Source organism: Maritimimonas rapanae (assembly GCF_057837205.1).
In genome coordinates this window covers 275,143-296,755 of the sequence record NZ_JBYQFI010000001.1, presented here as the reverse complement: position 1 = coordinate 296,755, position 21,613 = coordinate 275,143, and the positions used below count along the sequence as shown (strand labels likewise).

Annotated in this window: 22 protein-coding genes and 1 tRNA gene; 7 read left to right on the top strand and 16 right to left on the bottom strand. The window is 32.4% G+C overall.

Features of this window, described 5'->3' with window-relative positions:
* Positions 1-9 precede the first annotated feature (9 nt).
* The 4 genes from AC3IF2_RS01355 (at position 10) to AC3IF2_RS01340 (ending at position 1,860) form a co-directional block, all read left to right on the top strand.
* Positions 10-420, top strand: coding sequence for a response regulator transcription factor (locus AC3IF2_RS01355; protein ID WP_489165214.1), 411 nt, complete (start codon positions 10-12; stop codon positions 418-420).
* A gap of 105 nt (positions 421-525) precedes the next feature.
* A complete protein-coding gene (locus tag AC3IF2_RS01350) occupies positions 526-999 on the top strand; it encodes a DUF4199 domain-containing protein (RefSeq protein ID WP_489165213.1) in 474 nt (157 codons plus the stop codon).
* A gap of 5 nt (positions 1,000-1,004) precedes the next feature.
* Complete coding sequence (locus AC3IF2_RS01345; protein WP_489165212.1) at positions 1,005-1,469, top strand: DUF1801 domain-containing protein; 465 nt, start codon at positions 1,005-1,007, stop codon at positions 1,467-1,469.
* Positions 1,470-1,473: 4 nt separating this feature from the next.
* The gene (locus AC3IF2_RS01340) at positions 1,474-1,860 is read left to right on the top strand and encodes a VOC family protein (RefSeq protein ID WP_489165211.1); all 387 of its coding nucleotides are present in this window, start codon (positions 1,474-1,476) and stop codon (positions 1,858-1,860) included.
* Between the two features lie 7 nt (positions 1,861-1,867).
* Here AC3IF2_RS01340 and AC3IF2_RS01335 read toward each other — a convergent pair whose 3' ends face one another.
* The 16 genes from AC3IF2_RS01335 to AC3IF2_RS01260 all read right to left on the bottom strand — a co-directional run bounded on the left by AC3IF2_RS01335 (position 1,868) and on the right by AC3IF2_RS01260 (position 19,130).
* Complete coding sequence (locus tag AC3IF2_RS01335; protein ID WP_489165210.1) at positions 1,868-2,653, bottom strand: zinc-dependent peptidase; 786 nt, start codon at positions 2,651-2,653, stop codon at positions 1,868-1,870.
* Positions 2,654-3,155: 502 nt separating this feature from the next.
* Positions 3,156-3,229 (bottom strand) — tRNA-Arg (locus AC3IF2_RS01330).
* A 23-nt stretch (positions 3,230-3,252) separates the two neighbouring features.
* On the bottom strand, positions 3,253-3,702 hold the full coding sequence (locus tag AC3IF2_RS01325) for a GatB/YqeY domain-containing protein (RefSeq protein WP_489165209.1): 450 nt from the start codon (positions 3,700-3,702) through the stop codon (positions 3,253-3,255).
* 133 nt (positions 3,703-3,835) lie between these two features.
* The gene (gene ftsZ, locus AC3IF2_RS01320) at positions 3,836-5,719 is read right to left on the bottom strand and encodes a cell division protein FtsZ (protein ID WP_489165208.1); all 1,884 of its coding nucleotides are present in this window, start codon (positions 5,717-5,719) and stop codon (positions 3,836-3,838) included.
* A 49-nt stretch (positions 5,720-5,768) separates the two neighbouring features.
* Entirely contained in the window at positions 5,769-7,073 is a 1,305-nt protein-coding gene (gene ftsA / locus AC3IF2_RS01315) for a cell division protein FtsA (RefSeq protein WP_489165207.1), read from the bottom strand.
* Between the two features lie 3 nt (positions 7,074-7,076).
* Positions 7,077-7,796, bottom strand: coding sequence for a cell division protein FtsQ/DivIB (locus AC3IF2_RS01310; protein WP_489165206.1), 720 nt, complete (start codon positions 7,794-7,796; stop codon positions 7,077-7,079).
* Positions 7,793-9,142 (bottom strand): UDP-N-acetylmuramate--L-alanine ligase, encoded by a 1,350-nt coding sequence (murC, locus tag AC3IF2_RS01305; protein ID WP_489165205.1) that lies wholly within the window; start codon positions 9,140-9,142, stop codon positions 7,793-7,795. Before murC ends, AC3IF2_RS01310 begins: the two co-directional genes overlap by 4 nt.
* On the bottom strand, positions 9,139-10,230 hold the full coding sequence (gene murG / locus AC3IF2_RS01300; protein ID WP_489165204.1) for an undecaprenyldiphospho-muramoylpentapeptide beta-N-acetylglucosaminyltransferase: 1,092 nt from the start codon (positions 10,228-10,230) through the stop codon (positions 9,139-9,141). The genes murC and murG overlap by 4 nt, the downstream gene beginning before the upstream one ends.
* Complete coding sequence (locus AC3IF2_RS01295) at positions 10,214-11,419, bottom strand: FtsW/RodA/SpoVE family cell cycle protein (RefSeq protein ID WP_489165203.1); 1,206 nt, start codon at positions 11,417-11,419, stop codon at positions 10,214-10,216. The genes murG and AC3IF2_RS01295 overlap by 17 nt, the downstream gene beginning before the upstream one ends.
* Positions 11,420-12,754: a UDP-N-acetylmuramoyl-L-alanine--D-glutamate ligase gene (gene murD, locus AC3IF2_RS01290; protein WP_489165202.1), complete on the bottom strand. Its 1,335-nt coding sequence runs from the start codon at positions 12,752-12,754 to the stop codon at positions 11,420-11,422.
* A gap of 1 nt (position 12,755) precedes the next feature.
* On the bottom strand, positions 12,756-13,991 hold the full coding sequence (gene mraY, locus AC3IF2_RS01285; RefSeq protein WP_489165201.1) for a phospho-N-acetylmuramoyl-pentapeptide-transferase: 1,236 nt from the start codon (positions 13,989-13,991) through the stop codon (positions 12,756-12,758).
* 13 nt (positions 13,992-14,004) lie between these two features.
* On the bottom strand, positions 14,005-15,468 hold the full coding sequence (locus tag AC3IF2_RS01280) for a UDP-N-acetylmuramoyl-L-alanyl-D-glutamate--2,6-diaminopimelate ligase (RefSeq protein WP_489165200.1): 1,464 nt from the start codon (positions 15,466-15,468) through the stop codon (positions 14,005-14,007).
* Positions 15,469-15,471: 3 nt separating this feature from the next.
* Positions 15,472-17,451, bottom strand: coding sequence for a penicillin-binding protein (locus AC3IF2_RS01275; protein ID WP_489165199.1), 1,980 nt, complete (start codon positions 17,449-17,451; stop codon positions 15,472-15,474).
* Between the two features lie 5 nt (positions 17,452-17,456).
* Positions 17,457-17,777, bottom strand: a complete 321-nt coding sequence (locus AC3IF2_RS01270) for an FtsL-like putative cell division protein (protein WP_489165198.1) — start codon at positions 17,775-17,777, stop codon at positions 17,457-17,459.
* Positions 17,777-18,670, bottom strand: a complete 894-nt coding sequence (gene rsmH / locus AC3IF2_RS01265; protein ID WP_489166899.1) for a 16S rRNA (cytosine(1402)-N(4))-methyltransferase RsmH — start codon at positions 18,668-18,670, stop codon at positions 17,777-17,779. The genes AC3IF2_RS01270 and rsmH overlap by 1 nt, the downstream gene beginning before the upstream one ends.
* Positions 18,657-19,130: a division/cell wall cluster transcriptional repressor MraZ gene (locus tag AC3IF2_RS01260; RefSeq protein ID WP_489165197.1), complete on the bottom strand. Its 474-nt coding sequence runs from the start codon at positions 19,128-19,130 to the stop codon at positions 18,657-18,659. Before AC3IF2_RS01260 ends, rsmH begins: the two co-directional genes overlap by 14 nt.
* A 234-nt stretch (positions 19,131-19,364) precedes the next feature.
* On the opposite strand from AC3IF2_RS01260, the gene AC3IF2_RS01255 reads away from it, so the two are divergent.
* Genes AC3IF2_RS01255 through AC3IF2_RS01245 form a run of 3 tightly spaced genes read left to right on the top strand, consistent with a single transcriptional unit; the run spans position 19,365 to position 21,428 of the window.
* Positions 19,365-20,129, top strand: a complete 765-nt coding sequence (locus AC3IF2_RS01255) for an alpha/beta fold hydrolase (protein WP_489165196.1) — start codon at positions 19,365-19,367, stop codon at positions 20,127-20,129.
* A 5-nt stretch (positions 20,130-20,134) separates the two neighbouring features.
* Positions 20,135-20,740: a ribosome biogenesis GTP-binding protein YihA/YsxC gene (yihA, locus tag AC3IF2_RS01250; RefSeq protein WP_489165195.1), complete on the top strand. Its 606-nt coding sequence runs from the start codon at positions 20,135-20,137 to the stop codon at positions 20,738-20,740.
* A gap of 1 nt (position 20,741) precedes the next feature.
* Positions 20,742-21,428: an RluA family pseudouridine synthase gene (locus AC3IF2_RS01245; RefSeq protein ID WP_489165194.1), complete on the top strand. Its 687-nt coding sequence runs from the start codon at positions 20,742-20,744 to the stop codon at positions 21,426-21,428.
* Positions 21,429-21,613 lie beyond the last annotated feature (185 nt).

The following is a 21,613-nucleotide window of genomic DNA, read 5'->3' as shown; positions in this document are numbered from 1 at the left end:
ATTGCTATAATGAAAAAGACAGTTCTAGTTTTTAGCTTACTTATTTTTGCATTATTACTACTATTTCATTTTAGCAAATATGCCTTAATATCAGATAATCTAGAAATAGAATTAATCATTGCTTTTATTGCTATTGTATTCTTTTTTGTTGGTATTTATATAAAAAAAAAGAGTCTAAAAAACCAAAATAAATCTTCAAATAATATAGATCATAATAAAATTAAAGATTTAGAAATTAGTATTAGAGAATATGAGGTCCTTCAAAAAATAGCTGAAGGTTTATCAAATAAAGAGATTGCAGATTGCTTATTCGTATCAGAAAGCACTATAAAAACGCATGTTTCTAATTTATTAGTAAAATTAAATGCTAAACGACGTACCCAGGCCATACAGATAGCTAAATCACTTCAAATTATTTAATTTCATTATTTTTAGACTAAAGTATGAGTGGTTTGGTACTTTAGTATGAACACAAAACACAATGTAGGAACTACTTTTGTCTAACAATAAATAATTTCTCTAATTATGAAAAATACTGTTTTAAAGTATGGTTCTTATGGCCTTATTACTGGGTTTATAATTTTTACTTTGCACTTAGTTTTTGGCATTAATAATTTAGATTATTCTACAAACGAAATACTTGGATACGTTTCTATTTTCTTGTCACTTTCTTTTATCTTTTTTGGCATAAAACACTATAGAGATCTTGTTAATAATGGTGTTATAACACTAGGTAAGGCAATTATTATTGGTGTTCTAATTTCATTATTAGTTGGTATAGGTATAGCTATCGCAGATTTTATTTATACGAAATTTATTGATCCATCATTCTTTAGTAATTATGAACAAATGCTTAAAGAACAAGGAAGAGAAGACGAAATTATAGAAATGACAAGTACCACAGCAGCATTGTTTATGCTTGTTCTTGTAACATTAATCGGATTTATTATATCTTTAATTTCTGGGCTTATTTTACAACGCAAACAACCTAAAAATTAAATATCATGCAATACGAAGCCACATCTGTAGACAATTACATAGAGCAAATACCTGAAGAAAGAAAAGCTGTAGTAAGTAAATTGAGAAAAGTAATTTTAGACAACTTACCAAAAGGTTTTGAAGAAGGTATTAATTACAAAATGATAGGTTATTATGTACCACATTCTAAATACCCAGATGGTTATCATTGCGACCCAAAATTACCATTACCTTTTATGAATGTAGCATCACAAAAGAATTCTATTAACTTATATCATAGTGGTATTTATGCAGATAAGAAACTACTTGATTGGTTTGTAAGTGAATTTCCTAAGCATAGTAATCGTAAGCTAGACATGGGCAAAAGTTGTATTCGTTTTAAACATATAGATGATATTCCTTATGATTTGATTGGTGAGTTAGTGTCTAAAGTAACAACTGATGAATGGATAGAAACTTACGAAAGTGCAGTTAAAAACAGAAAAAAGTAAAAATATGAAAAAGCGTGTAACTGGTATTGGTGGCTTATTTTTTAAAACTAAAGACCCAAAAGCTACTAAAGATTGGTATAAAAACCATCTAGGGTTTAATACAGATGACTGGGGATGTACTTTTTGGTGGAAAGATAAAGAAGGAAATGATTGTTCTACTCAATGGAGTCCGTTTACAAAAGATACCAGTTATTTCGAGCCTTCTAAAAAAGATTTTATGTTCAACTATAGAGTGGAAAATCTTACTGAGCTCTTAGGTGAACTTAAAAAAGAAGGGGTTACCGTAATTGATAAAGTTGAAGAATATGAATATGGTAAATTCGGTTGGATCGTAGATCTAGACGGTAATAAAATAGAATTGTGGGAACCTAAAGACGCAGCATTTTTGTAAGCTTCTTTCAAGCAGAACTCAACACGATGCTTTTAAACAAAGCTGGTTTTTTAGAAAATTCAGCTGGATCTAAATTTAGCATCTGACGAACAATTGCGTAAATTTCAGGTAACTTTTCTTTAAATTCTTCTGGTGTTTCAAAGAAATGTTCTACCAGTACAGATAAAAATTCATATTGATTTTTAAATCCATATGGTCTTATATAACCAGATTTAACTACTCTTCTTTGTAATTCTCTATTTCTGAGAATAAAAAGTAGTTCATTAAATTTATTGATAAAATATTTCGAGGAGAAATTCTTGCGTTTTAAACAAGTAAAATGCAATGCATGTGCCAATTCGTGCAAGCCTAAATTTAAATTATCATCCTCTATTTTAACACCTTCCATAAAGTCGTCCCAAGAGAAAACAATCGTCCTATACTTAGGGTTTGTTTCTCCTTTATGTTGCAATTTGGTAACCTGGGAAAAGTAGTTTTTCGGATAGATAATAATATTATCAAACTCAGAGAATAAATAACGGCGCATTCCAAAAGTGAGCATTACCGCAGTAGAAGAAATTAACAATTTCATTTTTTGGGTAATAACAACCCCTTCTCTACCCACAAAGTTATGCTTGTCTATAAACTTTTTTACTCTATGTTCAAATCGTTTTTTATCAGAAAATGAAAGGCGTTTATAAAAAGTAAAGTGTCTAACTATTAAACCACGTTGGAACTCATTAAGCTCTCGCTGATTGATAGCTCTCTCAGCTAAATCAGTTCCTTTAACCCATATGTTTAATAGTTTAAGCATAAATTATACTAATTCTAGAATACTGTAAAAGGTATTATTTACCTTTTAAAAGTAGTCTATTTTTTTGATTATTAACATCTATAGCACAAAAAATGAGCCATTTTGTACTAAAAGCCTTACAATTTACCCCAAAATTATATGTGAAACCATAGCAATTTCACCTCAAATATAGCAAAATTGGTGAATTAAAACTTTTTTTATTGATTAAATGCATTTTACCTTGATTCCAAAAAATCCATTTTTAGGATGAAAAAAGACTATTCAACTCATTATATAATAAAGGATTAGTTTCGTTTCACTTGCTGATCCTTACAAAGTTCTGATTTGAAAATAGAAAAACCACAAAAATAAAAAAGCAAGCTTTATACTTTGCTTGCATAATGACCATTTAAAAGAAACAAGGATTGACTTCGTCTATCCTACAAAGCTCCGCTTTGAAAATAGCTCAAATAAAAAAACACTCAATTAAGCTTGGCGTTTTTTTATTTGAGCTATTTATTTGTGACCCCGGCAGGATTCAAACCTGCAACCATCAGAGCCGAAATCTGATATTCTATTCAGTTGAACTACGGGGCCCTTTCTTGCAAAAGCAAGAAATTTTACATTAAATTTTTCTTAACTATAGTAGAGATGGTTTTTCCATCAGCTTGACCAGCTAATTCTTTAGAAACTATGCCCATAACTTTACCCATGTCTTTCATACTTTCTGCACCAACTTGAGCAATGGTAGCAACAACCACTTTTTCAATTTCTTCTTCTGTTAATGGCTCTGGCAAAAACTGTTCAATTACAGCAACTTGATCTAGCTCAGGCTGTGCTAAATCTTCTCTATCTTGTTCAATAAATATTGAGGCACTATCCTTACGTTGTTTTACTAGTTTTTGCAATAACTTTAACTCTTGATCTTCTGTTAATACATCACTAGCTCCACTTTCTGTTTGTGCTAATAATATCGCAGACTTTATAGCACGTAATGATTCTAATGCAACTGCATCTTTAGCTTTCATTGCATCTTTTAACTTAGTCATTACTTCTTGTTGTAAACTCATACCTCAAAATTTTAAGAACACAAAGATAGCAAAACCCAGCATGAAAAAAATACGATTTAGATAAAGAAAAAACCCAAGCTTAAAAAGGGTAAAGCTTGGGTTTTTATCAACAAACAAAAACTAAATAGTAGTATTAATCTACATTATCATGCAAAAACGAATTATTAGATCGTAATTGTATATCGTTATCTTCACCTATATCTAATGTAGTTCTAGACTGATTTGTAGAAGATACTTCAGAAGACGGCTCAACATCTTCTAAATCTACCCCCATACGTTTGTAAGCTGGCTGATTTTCTATCTCTTCTATATTCTGATTTAATCTATTAGTAAATTTATAATTGAATTCTTTCATTTTTTCTCTCCTCTCATCTGCCTTTTGCTGCAATTCTGCAATCGTTAAATTTAAAGGAGATGCATCTTCACCATCTACAATAACACTAGACCTACCAACATTATTTTCAACACGAACGTCGAACTTTAATTCTTCATCTTCTATTGGTTTATCTGTAGCTTTAGTAATCTCTTTTTCTTCATTTTGCATGAAATCTTCTAAACCATACTTTATCTTTCCATCTGAAGTATATTCTGGCTCAACATGCTCTACATCTACCACTTTAATCTCATCGATTTTAGAAATCAATTCGTGTGTGGTAACTTTCGTTTCCTCTTTTTTAACCTCTTGTCTAGGGTTCAAAGGAAGATCGAAAGTTAGTGTAACCTGCTTTTCTTCTTCTTCTTCTATAATTTCATCTTGATCAATAGGATTTTCTTGCACTATAGGTGTAATAATAAAATCATCTATATTTTCAACACTTACTTCTTCATAAACAACATCAATATTATTGATCAATTCTGTTGTAGGAATCAAGTTATTCAAAGGCTCGCTAACCTCATCCTCAATTTCTTCTAGTGTGTATTTTACCACCTTTTCTTTAATTTCTTCCTTTTTAGGAGTAAAAGCTGGTTCAAATTTGGCATCTTCTCCTAGGTTATGAACAATTTTTTTTGACTCTGTAGCGCTAATTTCCATTTGCTGTTCGATGTTGAAACCAGTAGCAATTACCGTTACAGAAATTGCCTCACCTAAAGTCTCATCTTCACCAACACCCATAATTATATCTACATTGCTCTTAGCTTCACTTTGTATGTAATCATTAATTTCTCCTATCTCATCAATTGTAATCTCTGTGGTACCTGAAACAATTAGTAATAATACATTTTGAGCACCTGTAATTCTATTGTCATTTAATAATGGAGAATCTAAAGCATTTGTAATTGCCTCTTGTGCTCTATTAGAACCTGAGGCATTTGCAGAACCCATGATTGCAGTACCACTATTAGAAAGTACTGTTTTAGCATCTTTTAAATCTATATTTTGAGTATAGTGATGTGTAATTACCTCTGCTATACCAGAAGCCGCAGTAGATAATACTTCATCTGCCTTAGAAAAGCCTGCTTTAAATCCTAAATTACCGTAAACTTCTCTTAGCTTGTTATTATTTATAACCACCAAAGAATCAATGTGCTCACGTATTTTTTCAATCCCTTTTTGAGCTTGTTCATTTCTCATTTTACCCTCAAAAGAAAATGGTATGGTAACAATCCCAACAGTTAACAAATCCATTTCTTTAGCAACTTTAGCAATAACAGGTGCAGCTCCAGTACCTGTTCCACCACCCATACCAACAGTAATAAATACCATTTTAGAATTGGTGCCTAGCATCGCTTTAATCTCTTCCATACTTTCCATAGCAGCTTGCTCACCAACTTCTGGATTAGCGCCAGCACCCAATCCTTCCGTTAAGGAAACTCCTAATTGGATCTTATGAGGTATTGGACTATTTTGTAATGCTTGTGCATCTGTATTACAGACCACAAAATCAACTCCTGTAATACCTTTTTGGTACATATGGTTAACAGCATTACTACCGCCACCACCAACACCAATTACTTTAATGACATTAGATTGATTTTTTGGTAAATCGAACGAAAGACTATCAATTTCTTTGCTCATATCTTTTTGTTTTTTGGGATTTGTTTCTTTATTTGGTTTCTTTTATTATCTACTCTGCGTTATCTAAAAATTCTCTGAATTTATCAGCCCATTTTTCAAAAATTGATTTCTTTTCAATTTCTTGTCTTGGGCTTGCTGTATATTCTCCAGAACTATCAACTGCTTCAGCAGCTACTTGTTTTCTAGACTTAGTTTTTTGATTCAATCCTTTCATAAGCAACCCAACAGCAGTTGCAAAAGAAGGGCTTGACATATCTACATCTGAACTACCCGAAATATGCTCATTCGGGTAACCTATTCTGGTATCCATACCTGTAATATATTCAACCAATTGCTTAATATGCTTTAATTCTGCACCACCACCTGTCAATACAATACCTGCAATCAATTTCTTTTTGGTCTCTTCGTGACCATAATTTTTAATTTCTAAATATGCCTGTTCGACTATTTCAACTACTCTAGCATGAATAATTTTAGAAAGGTTTTTAAGCGTAATTTCTTTTGGTTCTCTACCTCGTAAGCCGGGTATAGAAACAATCTCATTCTCCTTATTTTCACCTGGCCATGCTGAACCAAATTTTGTTTTTAAAAGTTCGGCCTGCTTTTCGATGATTGAACAACCCTCCTTTATATCTTCTGTGATTACATTTCCTCCGAAAGGAATAACCGATGTATGGCGAATGATACCATCTTTAAAAATCGCTAAATCAGTTGTACCGCCTCCTATATCTATTAAAGCAACACCAGCTTCTTTTTCTTCTTGGCTTAGAACCGCATCAGCGGAAGCAAGAGGTTCTAATGTGATATTAGACAATTCTAAACCTGCACTTTTAATACATCTACCAATATTTCTAATAGATGAAACTTGGCCAACAACCACATGAAAATTGGCTTCTAAACGACCTCCATACATACCAATCGGCTCTTTTATCTCACCTTGACCATCTACTTTATAATCTTGAGGTAGTACATGAATAATTTCTTCGCCAGGCAGCATTACCAATTTATGAACCTGATTGATCAACTTTTCAATATCAGATTCATCGATTACTTTTTCAGAATTTGGACGTGTAATATAATCGCTATGGTGCAAGCTACGAATATGCTGACCCGCAATACCTACTACTACATCTTTGATCTTATAATCTGAAATGCTTTCAGCTTCTTCTACCGCCTGTTGGATTGATTGGATTGTCTGTGTGATATTATTAACCACACCTCTATGAACACCTAAACTCTTGGCTTTACCCATGCCAAGCATTTCTATTTTGCCATATTCGTTAGTTTTACCGATCATTGCAACAATCTTAGTTGTACCAATATCTAAACCAACAGCTATATTTTCGTGCTCCATAATTTACTTTTTTGTACAAACAACCTGATTTATAAATTTCAAGTTGATAGTTTGGTAGTTATCTAATGTGTTATCTTTTAGTTTTTTTTGATAGAAGGCTTTTAGTTTTTTAAACTTTACCTCTATTCTATTTAAATTTCCTAATTCTATCTGCTGCCCTCCTACTCTTGTTTTTAAAACAAAGTCATTTTCTGACTTTTGATCGATTCCAATAATTTGCTGATGTAAAAAATCATCATTATAAATTAGTTTAGCTAGTTTGTACACTTTCGATACATCGGCGCCTTTAACACCGCTAACAATTGGAACCCTTGCCGAGTAATTTGATGATAATGGCATTTTAAAGCCCTTACTATCAATATAGTAAGCAATACCTTCATCATTAACCCTAGCAATTGGTGTTTTTTGTTTTAATGAAGCACAGAGCTTTCCATCTACCGTTAAGAAAACATCAGCCTCTTCAATCATTTCATTAGATTGCAGAGTTGACTCCAAACTGCTCAAAATTATATTTTCTTTTGGCTGACTTTTAAGCTGACCATAATTTTGTATTAACAATTTATTAACCGTCTCATAAGTTATAAAAAGGTTATCTCCGTTAACAAATTTCACATCAATTTCATTGACTTTTTTTACTTCATTTCTATAAGATGCAAAACCAAATAAAAACACCAAAAGGCCTATAAATACAAGTGTTTTAATATGTTTTAAGTATTTTTTCATACCGTTTTTTCTAATAGAATTTCTTTAACAGGATTAACCAATTCACCGATGTCTCCTGCGCCAATTATAACTATCACTTTTGCTGAAGTCTTTAAAATATGTGTATTTAGTTCTTCTTTTGAAACCACTTTTTTATCATGGAGGGCTATTTTACTCAATAACCAATCAGAATTTACTCCTTCAATTGGCAATTCTCTAGCCGGATAAATATCTAGCAATAATAAAGCATCAAATTTTGATAAACTTTCCGCAAAATCATCTACAAAATCTTTCGTTCTGCTAAATAAATGAGGTTGAAAAACAGCCAATATTTTTTCATTTGGATATAACTCTCTAACCGATTCTGCAACAGCATTAATTTCTGTAGGATGATGTGCATAGTCATCTATCAATACTAAATCATCGTTTTTAATCTTGTACGTAAATCTGCGTTGTACTCCTTTAAAAGTTTTTAAAGCTTTGGCAATGGATTGGAGTGGAACTCCATATCTATTAGCCATTGCCAAAGCTACCACAGTATTTAGCACATTATGTTTTCCTGGTAAATTGAGTTCTATATTTTTTATAATATCTGAAGGCGTTTTTACATCGAAAATGTAAGTGCCATTTTCAATTGAAATATTTTGCGCATCATAATCTGCGCTTTCTTCAATTCCATAGGTAATTCCATCAATAGGTAATCCTTTTTTTACAAAAAGAGTATCTGAAACTTTATGAGCGAAATCTCTAAATGATTGCTGTAATTGATCAGATTCGCCATAAATATCTAAATGATCAGCATCCATAGAAGTGATGCATGCAATATTTGGTGATAATTTTAAAAATGAACGATCGAATTCGTCTGCTTCTACAACACTAATTTCATCCCCACCAAGGATTAAATTAGAGTTGTAATTTTCTGATATTCCACCTAAAAAGGACGTTGCATTAATTCCACATTCCGTTAAGATATGACCTAAAATGGTCGATGTAGTTGTTTTACCATGTGTCCCAGCCACAGCAAAGCAAAAAGTATTTTTAGTAATCTCTCCTAAAATTTCGGCGCGTTTAAAAATCTTAAATTCATTATTTTTAAAATAATTAAACTGTTTATGATCCTTAGGTATCGCAGGAGTATAAACCACAATTGAATTCTTATTATTTAGAAAATCTTGACCGATTAAAGAAACATCATCTTTATAATTAATATCAATTCCTAAATTTTCTAGTGCTGTAGTATTTGTTGAATGAAAGCGATCGTAACCAGAAATATGTATATCATTCTTATGGAAATAACGCGCTAAGGCACTCATGCCAATTCCGCCGATTCCTATAAAATAAATGCTATGTATTTCTTTTAAATTCAATTAATCAAAACTTCTATTTGGTTTACTATATCTTTTGTAGCATTTGGCAATGCCAATTGTTTTATATTCTTACTCAACTCCTCTTGTTGTTCTTCATCATTGATCAACATTTCCATTAGTGATTGAAAGATCTCAAGCTCACTTTCTTTCACCAATAATGCAGCATTTTTAGAAGTTACTGCCATTGCATTTTTAGTTTGATGATCTTCTGCAACATTAGGTGATGGGATAAAAATTACAGGCTTACCAACTATGCATAATTCTGAGATTGACCCAGCGCCTGCCCTACTTATAATAACATCAGCCGCAGCATAGGCTAGGTTCATATTGTTTAAGAAAGCATGCGTTTGTACTCCTCCTGTGCCGCCATGTTTTTTGTATTCTTCTATATATAATTTACCTGTTTGCCATACAAGTTGAATATCATTTTTTTTAAACCACTCTACTTGACTTTCTATCAACTTATTGATTGCTCTAGCTCCCAAACTTCCACCAAGAACTAAAACAGTTTTTTTGTCTTCATCTAGCTTAAAAAATTCTTGAGCTTCTTTTCGTTTATTAGAAACGTCTAATAAATCTTGCCTTACCGGATTGCCCGTTTTTACAATTTTATCTTTTGGGAAAAAACGCTCTAGTCCATCATAGGCAACACATATTTTATCTGCCTTTTTTGATAGGATTTTATTTGTAATTCCAGGATATGAATTCTGTTCTTGTACCAAAGTTGGAATTCCTTTTCTATTAGCCATTTGCAATGTTGGTCCTGAGGCGAAACCTCCAGTACCTATCACAACATCAGGTTTAAATTTTTTAATAATACCACTAGCCTTCCATAAACTACTCATCAGTTTAAATGGAAACATCAAATTTTTAAGCGTTAATTTTCTTTGAATTCCAGATATCCACAAACCTTTTATTTCGTAACCAGCTTGTGGCACTTTTTCCATTTCCATACGATCACTAGCTCCCACAAATAAAAATTTTGCATTCTTATATCGCTCTTTTAATTCGTTAGCTATGGCTATTGCAGGATAGATATGACCACCTGTGCCTCCTCCACTTATCAATATATTAACCGATTGCTTCATGTAATATATTTAGTGGATTATCTTCATCTTCTTTTTTCTTACTCTTGGCTATCTCTACTTCTCTATTTGCACTAACACTAAGAATAATACCTATAGCAAAACATGTCATCCATATAGAAGTGCCACCGGCACTCATTAATGGTAATGGCTGACCAGTTACTGGAAATAACCCCACAGCTACTGCCATATTAATTAGAGCCTGAAAAATAATTGGTATTCCAACCCCGAGTACTACTAACGTGCCGAATATTGTCTCGGTTTTTGTAGCTACTATAACTATTCTGAACAATAGTGCTAAGTACAGAATCATTAAAAAGAATGCCCCAAAAAGGCCAAATTCTTCTACTATTATTGCATAAATAAAATCTGATGATGATTGTGGTAAAAAGTTTTTCTGAACACTTTTACCAGGACCCTTGCCTTGAATTTCTCCTGAAGCAATTGCAATTTTTGCTTTATCAGCCTGATAATTAGCTTCTGCATCTGGTTCGGCAAAATTTTCTATTCTGCTTACCCAAGTATTTATCCTACTTCCCTCAAAAGCATCAGGAAAAGCTTTAGCTGTTAAAATGAATAAGACAAAAACTAAAACTCCTATTCCAACAATAGATGCCAGGTATTTAAATGGATATCCTCCAATAAAAGTCAGCATTAAAATTGAAGCAAAAATGATTGCGGTAGTCGAAAAATTTGCTGGTAAAATTAGTATCAAAACTACTCCTATGGGTAACCAAAATTGCCACAAACTTTCTTTAAACTTAATTTCTTTATCTTTATTTCTAGACAGGTATCTCGCTACAAAAATCATTATAATAACTCCTGCCAAAGTAGATGTCTGAAAACCAATACCAACAAAAGGAATTCGAATCCATCTACTTGCATTAACGCCACCTACTTGAGTGCCTTGCATTAGGGTATAAATAAGCAAGACAATAACAACAGGTATTAATAAAACTGACAATCCGCTAAAATATCGATACGGTATTTTATGCGTAGCGTATACAATTACAAAGCCTAATAATAATAATACCGCATGCTTTAGTAAGTGGCCTAGAGTGGTCCCATTATCCACAACATATACAAGATTGGTACTAGCACTGTAAACAGGGAGAAAGGAAAATATTGCCAATAAAGCAATAATAGCCCAAATGGTTTTATCACCTCTTATATTTTTGAGGATCTTAGTCATTTACAATTGTCTAACAGCTTCTTTAAATTGTCTACCTCTATCTTCGTAATTTTCGAAAAGATCGAAACTTGCACATGCTGGCGATAACAAAACTGAATCACCTTTATCAGCAATTTTATAAGCTACCTTTACCGCTTCTTCAGCTCCTTGTGTATCAACTATTAAATCAATTACATTATTAAATGCCTCGTGTATTTTTCTGTTGTCTACACCTAAACAGACTATAGCTTTTACCTTCTCATGAACTAAAGGCAAAAGATCTGTGTAATCATTTCCTTTATCTACACCTCCAACAATCCAGATCGTGTCTGTTTTCATACTCTCTAAAGCATAAAAAGTTGCGTTAACATTTGTAGCTTTTGAATCGTTTATGTATTGAACCCCATTTATCTTTAATACAGGCTCTAAACGATGTTCTACACTATCAAAATTTTCTAAACTTTCTCGTAGTGCTTCACTTCGAACCTTTAATAATGTAGATGCCATAGCCGAGGCCATCGCATTCTTAGTGTTATGCTTTCCTTGTAATGCTAACGCTGTTATACCCATTGTAAATTTGTTTGAATCAGTTTGTATTATTATGTTATTGTTATCTATATATGCACCTCTTTCTAACTTTTTAGTAATCGAAAAAGGCAGTAATTGCGCTTTTGTTGAATTAGTTTTAAACCATTCTGAAATTGCTTCGTCATCTGCATCATAAATGAGAAAATCATCTTCAGTTTGATTCATTGTTATTCTGAATTTTGAATTGATATAATTCTCATATTTATATTCATAGCGATCCAAATGATCGGGTGAAATATTTGTTATAATTGCAATATGTGGAGTAAAATCTATTATGCCGTCTAATTGAAAACTACTCAACTCCAATACATAGTTTTTATATTCATTGTCAGCCACTTGTAATGCAAAACTATCACCAACATTTCCTGCAACTCCAACATTTAATCCTCCATTTTTAAGAATGTGATGGGTTAACAACGTCGTGGTCGTTTTACCATTACTTCCAGTAATTCCAACTATAGTTGCTTTGGTATACTTACTTGCAAATTCAATTTCAGAAATCACCTTTATTCCTTTTTCTACAAGTTGCTGAACCAACTTTACCTTGTCGGGAATACCAGGGCTTTTCATTACTAAATCAGCATCAAAAATTAGATCTTCAGAATGCTTTTTTTCTTCAAAAGCAATATCATTATGTAAAAGAACTTCTTTGTATTTATTAGCAATTGTTCCTTTGTCTGAAACAAAAACTTTATATCCTTTTTTCTTAGCTAAAATTGCTGTACCAACACCACTTTCTCCACCGCCTAAAACAGCAATCTTTTTCATACTATCTCACTTTCAATGTTATTATCGACAGTACTGCGAGCATGATTCCCACAATCCAGAATCTTGCTACTATTTTACTTTCGTGATATCCTTTCTTTTGAAAGTGATGATGTAACGGGGACATGAGAAAAATGCGTCTTCCTTCACCATATTTCTTTCGTGTATATTTGAAATAACTTACCTGCATCATTACAGAAAGTGTTTCTGCGAAGAAGATTCCTGCGAGAATTGGCAGTAAAAATTCTTTACGGACTGCTATTGCCAACACTGCTATAATTCCACCTATAGTTAAACTACCTGTATCACCCATAAACACCTGTGCTGGATAAGTATTATACCACAAGAATCCCACTAAACCTCCTACAAATGCACTGATAAACACTGTCATTTCACCAGAATAGGGTATGTACATTACATTCAAATAATTTGCAAAAATGATATTACCAGATACCCAAGCAAAGACACCCAAAGCTGTAACAATTATAGCCGAAGAACCTGCAGCCAAGCCATCTATACCGTCAGTTAGGTTAGCACCATTTGATGTTCCAGTAATGATAAATACCACAATAAGTACAAAAAGAATCCAACTGTATTCTTTCATCCCATCACCTAGCCAACTAACCAATGATGAGTAATCAAATTCGTTATTCTTTACAAAAGGAATTGTTGTTTTTAACGACTTATGTTCTTTTTCGAAAAGCTCTGAAGGATTTACAGTCTGTAATTGAACTTGTTGAGAAGCTGGTAATTGTTTCTTTTCTTTAACCACCACACTAGGTGAAAAGTAAAGCATACATCCTACAAAAATTCCTAATCCTACTTGTCCTAAAATTTTGAACCTTCCTTTAAGTCCATCTTTATCTTTTTTAAAGACTTTTATGTAATCATCAATAAACCCTATGAGCCCCATCCAAAGTGTAGAAACTAATAATATGATGATATACACATTGCCTAATTCTGCGAAAAGTAATACCGGAATTACAGTTGCCAAAATGATGATAACACCACCCATAGTTGGTGTACCTGTTTTTTCTTTTTGACCTTCTAAACCAAGATCACGAACCGACTCGCCGATTTGAAGACGACGTAACTTATCTATAATACGTCTACCAAAGATGGTTGATATTAAAATTGAAAAAACAAAAGCTAGAGCTGAGCGAAAAGAGATGTATTGAAACAATCCTGCTCCAGCTAATTCGTAATGTTTTTCCAAGTATTCAAACAGATAATACAGCATATGGTTTAGCGAGTTATTTCTCTAATTCTTTAAGAATTTTGGTTACTATTTTATAATCATCGAAGTCAGTTTTAACTCCGTTCACTTCTTGATAAGTTTCATGTCCTTTACCTGCAATGAGCACGATATCTCCTTTTTCAGCCATTTTACCAGCTGTTTTAATAGCTTGTCTTCTATCAACAATTGAAATGGTTTTTTTATAATTTTGAGGTTCTACACCTGCCTCCATATCATCTATGATAGATTGAGGATCTTCAGTTCTTGGATTATCGGAAGTGAAAATTGCTTGATTTGATAATTCTGAGGCAATATGTGCCATTTTAGGGCGCTTAGACTTGTCTCTATCTCCACCACAACCTACTACTGTGATTACTTTTTCATTATAAGTTCTTATAGTATTGATGGTTTCTAATACATTCTTTAAAGCATCTGGTGTATGTGCATAATCTACTATAGCTGTTACGCCAGTATCAGAAACTATGTATTGAAACCTACCACTTACACTCTCTAAACCACTTAGTAAACGTAAATTTTCAATTTGCTCAACACCTAATAAATCGGCAGTTGCATAAATTGCCAGTAAATTATAAGCATTAAAACTACCTATGAGTTTTGTCCAAACTTCATTATTATTTATTATCAGTAGTAAACCTGTTAATTGATTTTCAAGAATTTTTACTTTATAATCTGCAACGGTTTTTAAAGCATATGTATATTGCTTTGCCTGTGTGTTTTGCAGCATTATTTTACCATTCTTATCATCTATGTTTACTAATGCAAAAGCAGATTTAGGCAAGCTATCAAAGAATGATTTTTTTACGTCTCTATATTCTGCAAAAGAGTTGTGATAATCTAAATGATCGTGAGAAAGGTTCGTAAAAATTCCTCCTGCAAATTCTAATCCCTCAGAACGCTTCTGGTCTATACCATGAGAGCTCACTTCCATAAAGCAAAACTCAACACCTGTCTTAACCATTTTATCTAAATACTCATTAATGGTAACTGAATCTGGTGTTGTATGAGTAGCGGGAAATTCTTGTTTGTCTACTAAAATTTTAACTGTTGAAAGTAATCCTGCCTTATAGTCAGCTTTTTTAAATAAATTATAAAGAAGTGTAACAATAGTTGTTTTACCATTAGTACCTGTAACACCAATCAGTTTTAATTTATTTGATGGATTTTCGTAAAAATTAGAAGCTGAAATCGCTAACGCTCTATTAGCGTCATCTACAATTATATATGTAACATCTTTGTTTCTTTTTAACGGAAGATTTTCACATATAACAGCTTTAACTCCTTTATCAATAACATTATCAATAAATTTATGTCCATCTATAACCGAACCTTTTATTGCTACAAAAACACTCTTTTTTGTAACCTTTCTAGAATCAAATACAATCGCATCTACCATTAAATCAGTACTACCGTACACTGATTCAATTGCTACTTTATACAATATATCTTTTAAACTTTTCAAGATTTAAGACAGGTTTAATTTTATGATTGATCCTTTTTCTATTTTCTTACCAGGTTTTATCGATTGTCCTTTCACTTTTCCTGTTCCATCAGAATTAACTCTTAATCCCAAATTTTCTAGTAGTGCAACTGCATCCATACCAGACATATTCTTAAGATTTGGCATAGCCACATAATTTTTTCTTAGTCTCTCATTGTGTTTTTTGAAATCTGTATTCACCATCTGATAATCAAACTCATCTTTTCTGATTTCTTCTAACAGCGGAGTATCTGTATAGATTTTCTTTGCAATTTTTTTAAACACAGGAGCTGCAACTACATTGCCATAATATCCTTTTTTCTTATCTGGTTTATGAATTACTACAATACATGAATACTTAGGAGTATCTGCGGGAAAATACCCTACAAAAGAGGATATATATTGTGTTTTACCCGTCCAATATTCAGCTTGACAAGTGCCTGTTTTACCCGCCATTGAATAGTTTTTATCGTAGATGTTCTCTGCAGTACCTCTCTTTACCACATTTTCCATCATTACTTTCATTTTATTAATGGTTTCTTGAGAACAGACTTTAGGATTTATAATCTCACGATCAAAACTTTCTATTAATTTACCCTGAGAGCGAACTTCTTTAATGAATCGGGGCTTTATCATTTCACCATTATTTGCAATGGCATTATAGAAAGCCAGTGTTTGTAAAGGCGTTATGTGCACACCATAACCATGAGTCATCCATGCTAATGAAGTACCGTACCATCGCTTTTTATTTTCTGGATTTGGAATTATTGGAGAGCCTTCTCCTTTGATTGGCACATTTAGCTTTTCGCCAATGTTCATTCTGCGAAGACCTTCAATAAATTTTTTAGGATTGTTTTTATAATTTTCTTCTATAATTTTTACTATGCCAACATTAGAAGAAACTTCAAATACTCTAGCAGCAGAAATTTTACCATAACCACCTCTATGAGAATCTCTTACTGTTCTATCGTAAACTTTTAATGTACCATTTTCGGTGTCAATCACAGCTCCAGTATCAATTACTTTATCTTCTAAAGCAACGATCATGCTCATCAGTTTAAATGTAGAACCTGGTTCATGAGATTCACCGACTGCATGATTTAAACGCTCGTAGTATTTCCCTTCTTTATTCCGACCAAGATTTGATATGGCTTTTACTTCACCCGTATTCGTTTCCATCACTACTACCGTTCCATGATCGGCACTGTATTTTTCTAATTGTTCTAGTAAAGCATGATGAGCAATATCTTGAATATTTAAATCGATCGTAGTATAAACATCCTTACCATCTAAAGGTTCTATTTCGTTATTGTCGTTTAAAGGTTTCCATTGACCTTTCGCTATTTTTTGCTTAAGACGCTTACCGTTTTTACCTTTAAGGTATTCTCTAAAATTTCCTTCGATACCTACACGTCCGCGATAATCATCGTACCCAACGTAGCGTTCAGCTATTTTTCCAATCGGATGTTCTCTAACTGTACGTTGTTCTGCAATTAATCCACCTTTATAAGCACCCAACTTGAAAATTGGAAGCTTCTTAATACGCTGGTATTCATTATAGCTAAGATTTCGAGTAATAAACAGGTATCGATTCTTAATTTTTCTGGCTTTTCTAATTTTAGATTCCCAAGCGCCAGAAGTATTACCCAACATTTTCGAAAGTTCCTTACTTAAACCTTTGATACCTTCTTCGAAGTTTTCACTTGAAACTGTAACGGCGTCCATTCTGATATCGAACTTAGAAACAGAGGTTGCCAACAAACTTCCATCAGCAGTATACACATTGCCACGATTTGCAGGAATTTCAAAATTTCTTACTGTACCTTCTTCTGCCTGCTGCCTATAATAATCACCTTTAACAAACTGAATATCAATTAATTTATAGGTGATTGCTAGCGCAAACAAGAACATGAAGCCAGTTAACAAATAGAGTTTGTTGAGTATGTTCTTTTTTTCTGTAGCCAATTATTCTATTGTTTTACCTTGATTTTTTTTGGTGGATTTTCTGAAATGTATAATTCTTTTTCTGCCAATTTTTTGGTGATGGTAGACTCCATCTTTAACTTCATTAGATCAGATCGTGTTGCTGTAAATTCTGATCTTAATTCTCTATATTCTTTGTTTAATTCTGCAATTTTTTGAACTTTATTATCGATGCTATGTGAACTAGCGATCATTATAAGAGCTAATAACGCTAAGAAAATGAGTAGTCTCCAGTTTTTTGGCGCGTCTTCGTCTACTAGAAATTTTCCTTTTAAAAGATCGTAAACTATTTGTTTTAGATTCGCCATTATAATTTGGTTGCTATTCTTAGTTTCGCACTTCGTGCTCTATTATTTTCTTTTATCTCTTTTGCTGATGGTGTTATGAGCTTTCCTTTTTTAAAAGGAACTGTTACATTTCCAAAAAAATCTTTTTCAGGCTCTCCTTCAAATAATCCGCTTCTAATAAATCTTTTCACCAATCTATCTTCTAAAGAATGATAGGAGATTACACTTAGCTTTCCGTCTTCTCTTAATAGATCTATTGTTTGCTCTAAAAACTCTTTTAACGCTTCTAATTCTTCATTCACTTCAATTCGAATAGCTTGAAAGATTTGAGCCAAAATTTTATGCTCTTTACTTTTCGGAAGAAATCGTTTCAAAACTTCTTTTAGCTGAAAACTAGACTCAATCTTTATTTCATTTCTAGCTTCAACAATTGTTTTAGAAAGAGTTCTTGCATTTCTTAATTCACCATATTGAAATAGAATATTGCTCAGTTTTTCTTCTTCATACTCATTAATGATGTTGTATGCAGAAGTCTCACTTTGTTGATTCATCCTCATATCTAATTCTGCATCAAATCGAGTAGAAAAACCACGCTCAGCGACATCAAATTGATGTGATGAAACACCTAAGTCTGCTAGAATACCGTCAACTTTTTTAATACCATGAAATCGCAAAAATCTTTTTATATATCTAAAATTTTCGTTGATTAATGTAAAGCGCTCATCATCTATCGAATTTTGTAAAGCATCCTTATCTTGATCAAAAGCAAATAACTTTCCTTGATCATTTAATCGATTTAAGATTTCTCTTGAATGCCCTCCTCCACCAAAGGTGACATCAACATAAATTCCTTTCGGATCAATTTCTAAACCATCAACACTTTCAAAGAGCAAAACTGGATCATGATAACTCATCATCCATCATATTTTCACCACCCATAACCTCTTCTGCCAATTCAGCAAAATCAACTGCGGCATCATCTATAGCTTTTTCGTAACGCTGTTTATCCCAAACTTCAACAATTCCCCTTACGCAAGTCAATGTTACTTCTCTAGAAATTCCAGCAAATGAGTGTAAATCTTTAGGTATTTGTAAACGACCTGAAGCGTCTAATTCTATTATCTTAAGACCAGCTGTAAATCGACGTATAAATTCATCGTTCTTTTTTACAAATGGGTTGAGCTTATTTACTTTTTGCATCCTCCTATTCCATTCAGTCATTGGGTATAGTTCCAGACAAGTCTGAAAAACAGCTCTTTTCAAAACAAAACCTTCTTGTAATATTGCGGCTAATTGTTTTTTAAGTGCAGCAGGTAGCATTAACCGACCTTTAACATCGGCTTTGCATTCATATGTGCCCACAAGATTTACCACTTAATTACAGCTTTGAAAGATTTTAATGACAAATATAAAGATTTTTACCACTTTTTACCATATTTTACCACTTTGTTAATAACTTTCCCCACTGAGAATTATTGTATTGATTATTAATTATTTAAGGTATTTTTGAATTCTTATAAAAGAAAAGGTTTTAGAATTTTGAAGAAAATCAGTACTTTGAATCAAATTAGTTACTTTTGCAACTAGCTATAAACCGAGAAACATTTAATGGGTAACAACTACAAAAAAGAAGGGAAATTCTCTTATTTAGAATCTGGCGAAGGGCGACCTATTATCATTTTACATGGTTTGATGGGGAACCTTAGCAATTTTGATGGTGTATTTGACTATTTTTCTAGTAAAGGTTACATGGTACTTATGCCAGAACTACCTATCTATTCTTTACCATTATTAAAAACCAATGTAAAGAGTTTAGCTAAATTTATTAAGGAGTTTACAGCATTTAAAAATCTAGAAGATTACATACTTTTAGGTAATTCTTTAGGTGGTCATATTGCTTTGTATTATGCAAAAAATTATCCTGAAAAAGTTGCAGGTATTGTTTTGACCGGAAGCTCTGGATTGTATGAAAATTCTATGGGTGAAAGTTATCCTAAGCGTGGTGATTATGAATATGTTAAAAAGAAAGCTCAAGATGTATTTTACAACCCAGAAATAGCAACTAAAGAAATTATTGATGATGTATTTGATTCGGTTAACAATCGTAACAAATTAATTAGAACCTTAGCAATCGCCAAAAGTGCAATTAGACATAACATGGCCAAAGATTTGCCTGCTATGGAGATGCCAGCTGGTTTAATTTGGGGTAAAAATGACACCGTTACTCCACCAGATGTTGCTGAAGAATTTCATAAACTATTGCCAAAATCTACGTTATATTGGATTGACAAATGTGGGCATGCACCAATGATGGAACACCCAGATACTTTTAATGAATTACTCGAAGACTGGCTTACTAAAGAAGATCTTTAGTTATTATGAAAATTAAATCGGCACAGTTTATCATTAGTAACACCAATGTTGCTAAATGTCCTAAAGAATCTATACCAGAATATGCTTTTATTGGCAGATCTAATGTTGGTAAGTCTTCTCTAATAAACATGTTAGTTAATAATAAGAATCTTGCTAAAACTTCTGGAAGACCTGGTAAAACACAACTAATAAATCATTTTAAAATAAATGAGAATTGGTTCTTAGTTGATCTACCTGGTTATGGTTATGCCAAAGTTTCTAAAACACAACGTGCTAAATTTCAGAAATTTATTACAGATTATTTTTTAAAACGTGAGCAACTCACTTGCTCTTTTGTACTTGTTGATGCACGCCATGAACCTCAAAAGATCGATCTCGAATTCATGCAATTTTTAGGTGAAAATAGTATTCCTTTCTGTATTATTTTTACAAAATCAGATAAATTAAAACCTTCTCAGCTAAATAAAAATTTACAGGACTACCAACGTGAAATTTTAAAAAACTGGGAAGAAATGCCACAATACTTTATTACTTCCGCATCTTCTAAAGTTGGTAGAGAAGAACTACTAGATTTTATTGATGGAGTAAATCAGGATATAAAAGCTAACTAAAATGGCTTCAACTATTTCTAATTTAGAGATTCTTTATGAGGATAATCACCTAATTATTGTCAATAAAAAAGTAGGCGATATTATACAAGGTGACAAAACGGGCGATACTCCACTTAGTGAAATAGTAAAGGATTACGTTAAGAAAAAATACAATAAGCCTGGTATGGTGTTTTTAGGAGTAGTTCATAGGCTAGACAGACCAACAAGTGGTATCATTATTTTTGCAAGAACATCAAAAGCTTTAGAACGTCTTAATAAAATGCTACGCGAAAAGCAGATTAAAAAAACCTATTGGGCAGTTGTAAAAAACAAGCCTGATAAGAATCACGATACGCTTGTTAACTTCCTGAAAAAAAATCAGAAAAATAATAAATCAACAGTTTTTAACAAAGAAACTGAGGGCAGTAAAAGAGCTGTTTTACACTACAAAATAATTAAAGAATTAGACAACTATTTCTTATTAGAAATCGATCTTGAAACAGGTAGACATCATCAAATAAGAGTGCAACTTTCAGTAATAGGCTCACCTATTAAAGGTGATCTAAAATACGGTTCTAAAAGAAGTAATAAAGATGGTGGCATACACCTTCATGCAAGAAAGATTGAATTTATTCATCCTGTTTCTAAAGAGCAAATTAGTTTAGAGGCGCCTCTACCAAGCGATCCTATTTGGAATTCTTGCAACTAATTATAAAATATAATCTGTACTTACAAAATTTGATTTACTAGTTTTATACCGTAGAAGTTTAATTGGTATAAAGTTCGCTTATTTAAAAAATAAATGATGTTTAATTAAAAAGAAATTACGAAAACGTTGTAAGTCATCCTGTTAATAATCAAAGATTTTACTAATCATAAAATTTAATTTTTCGT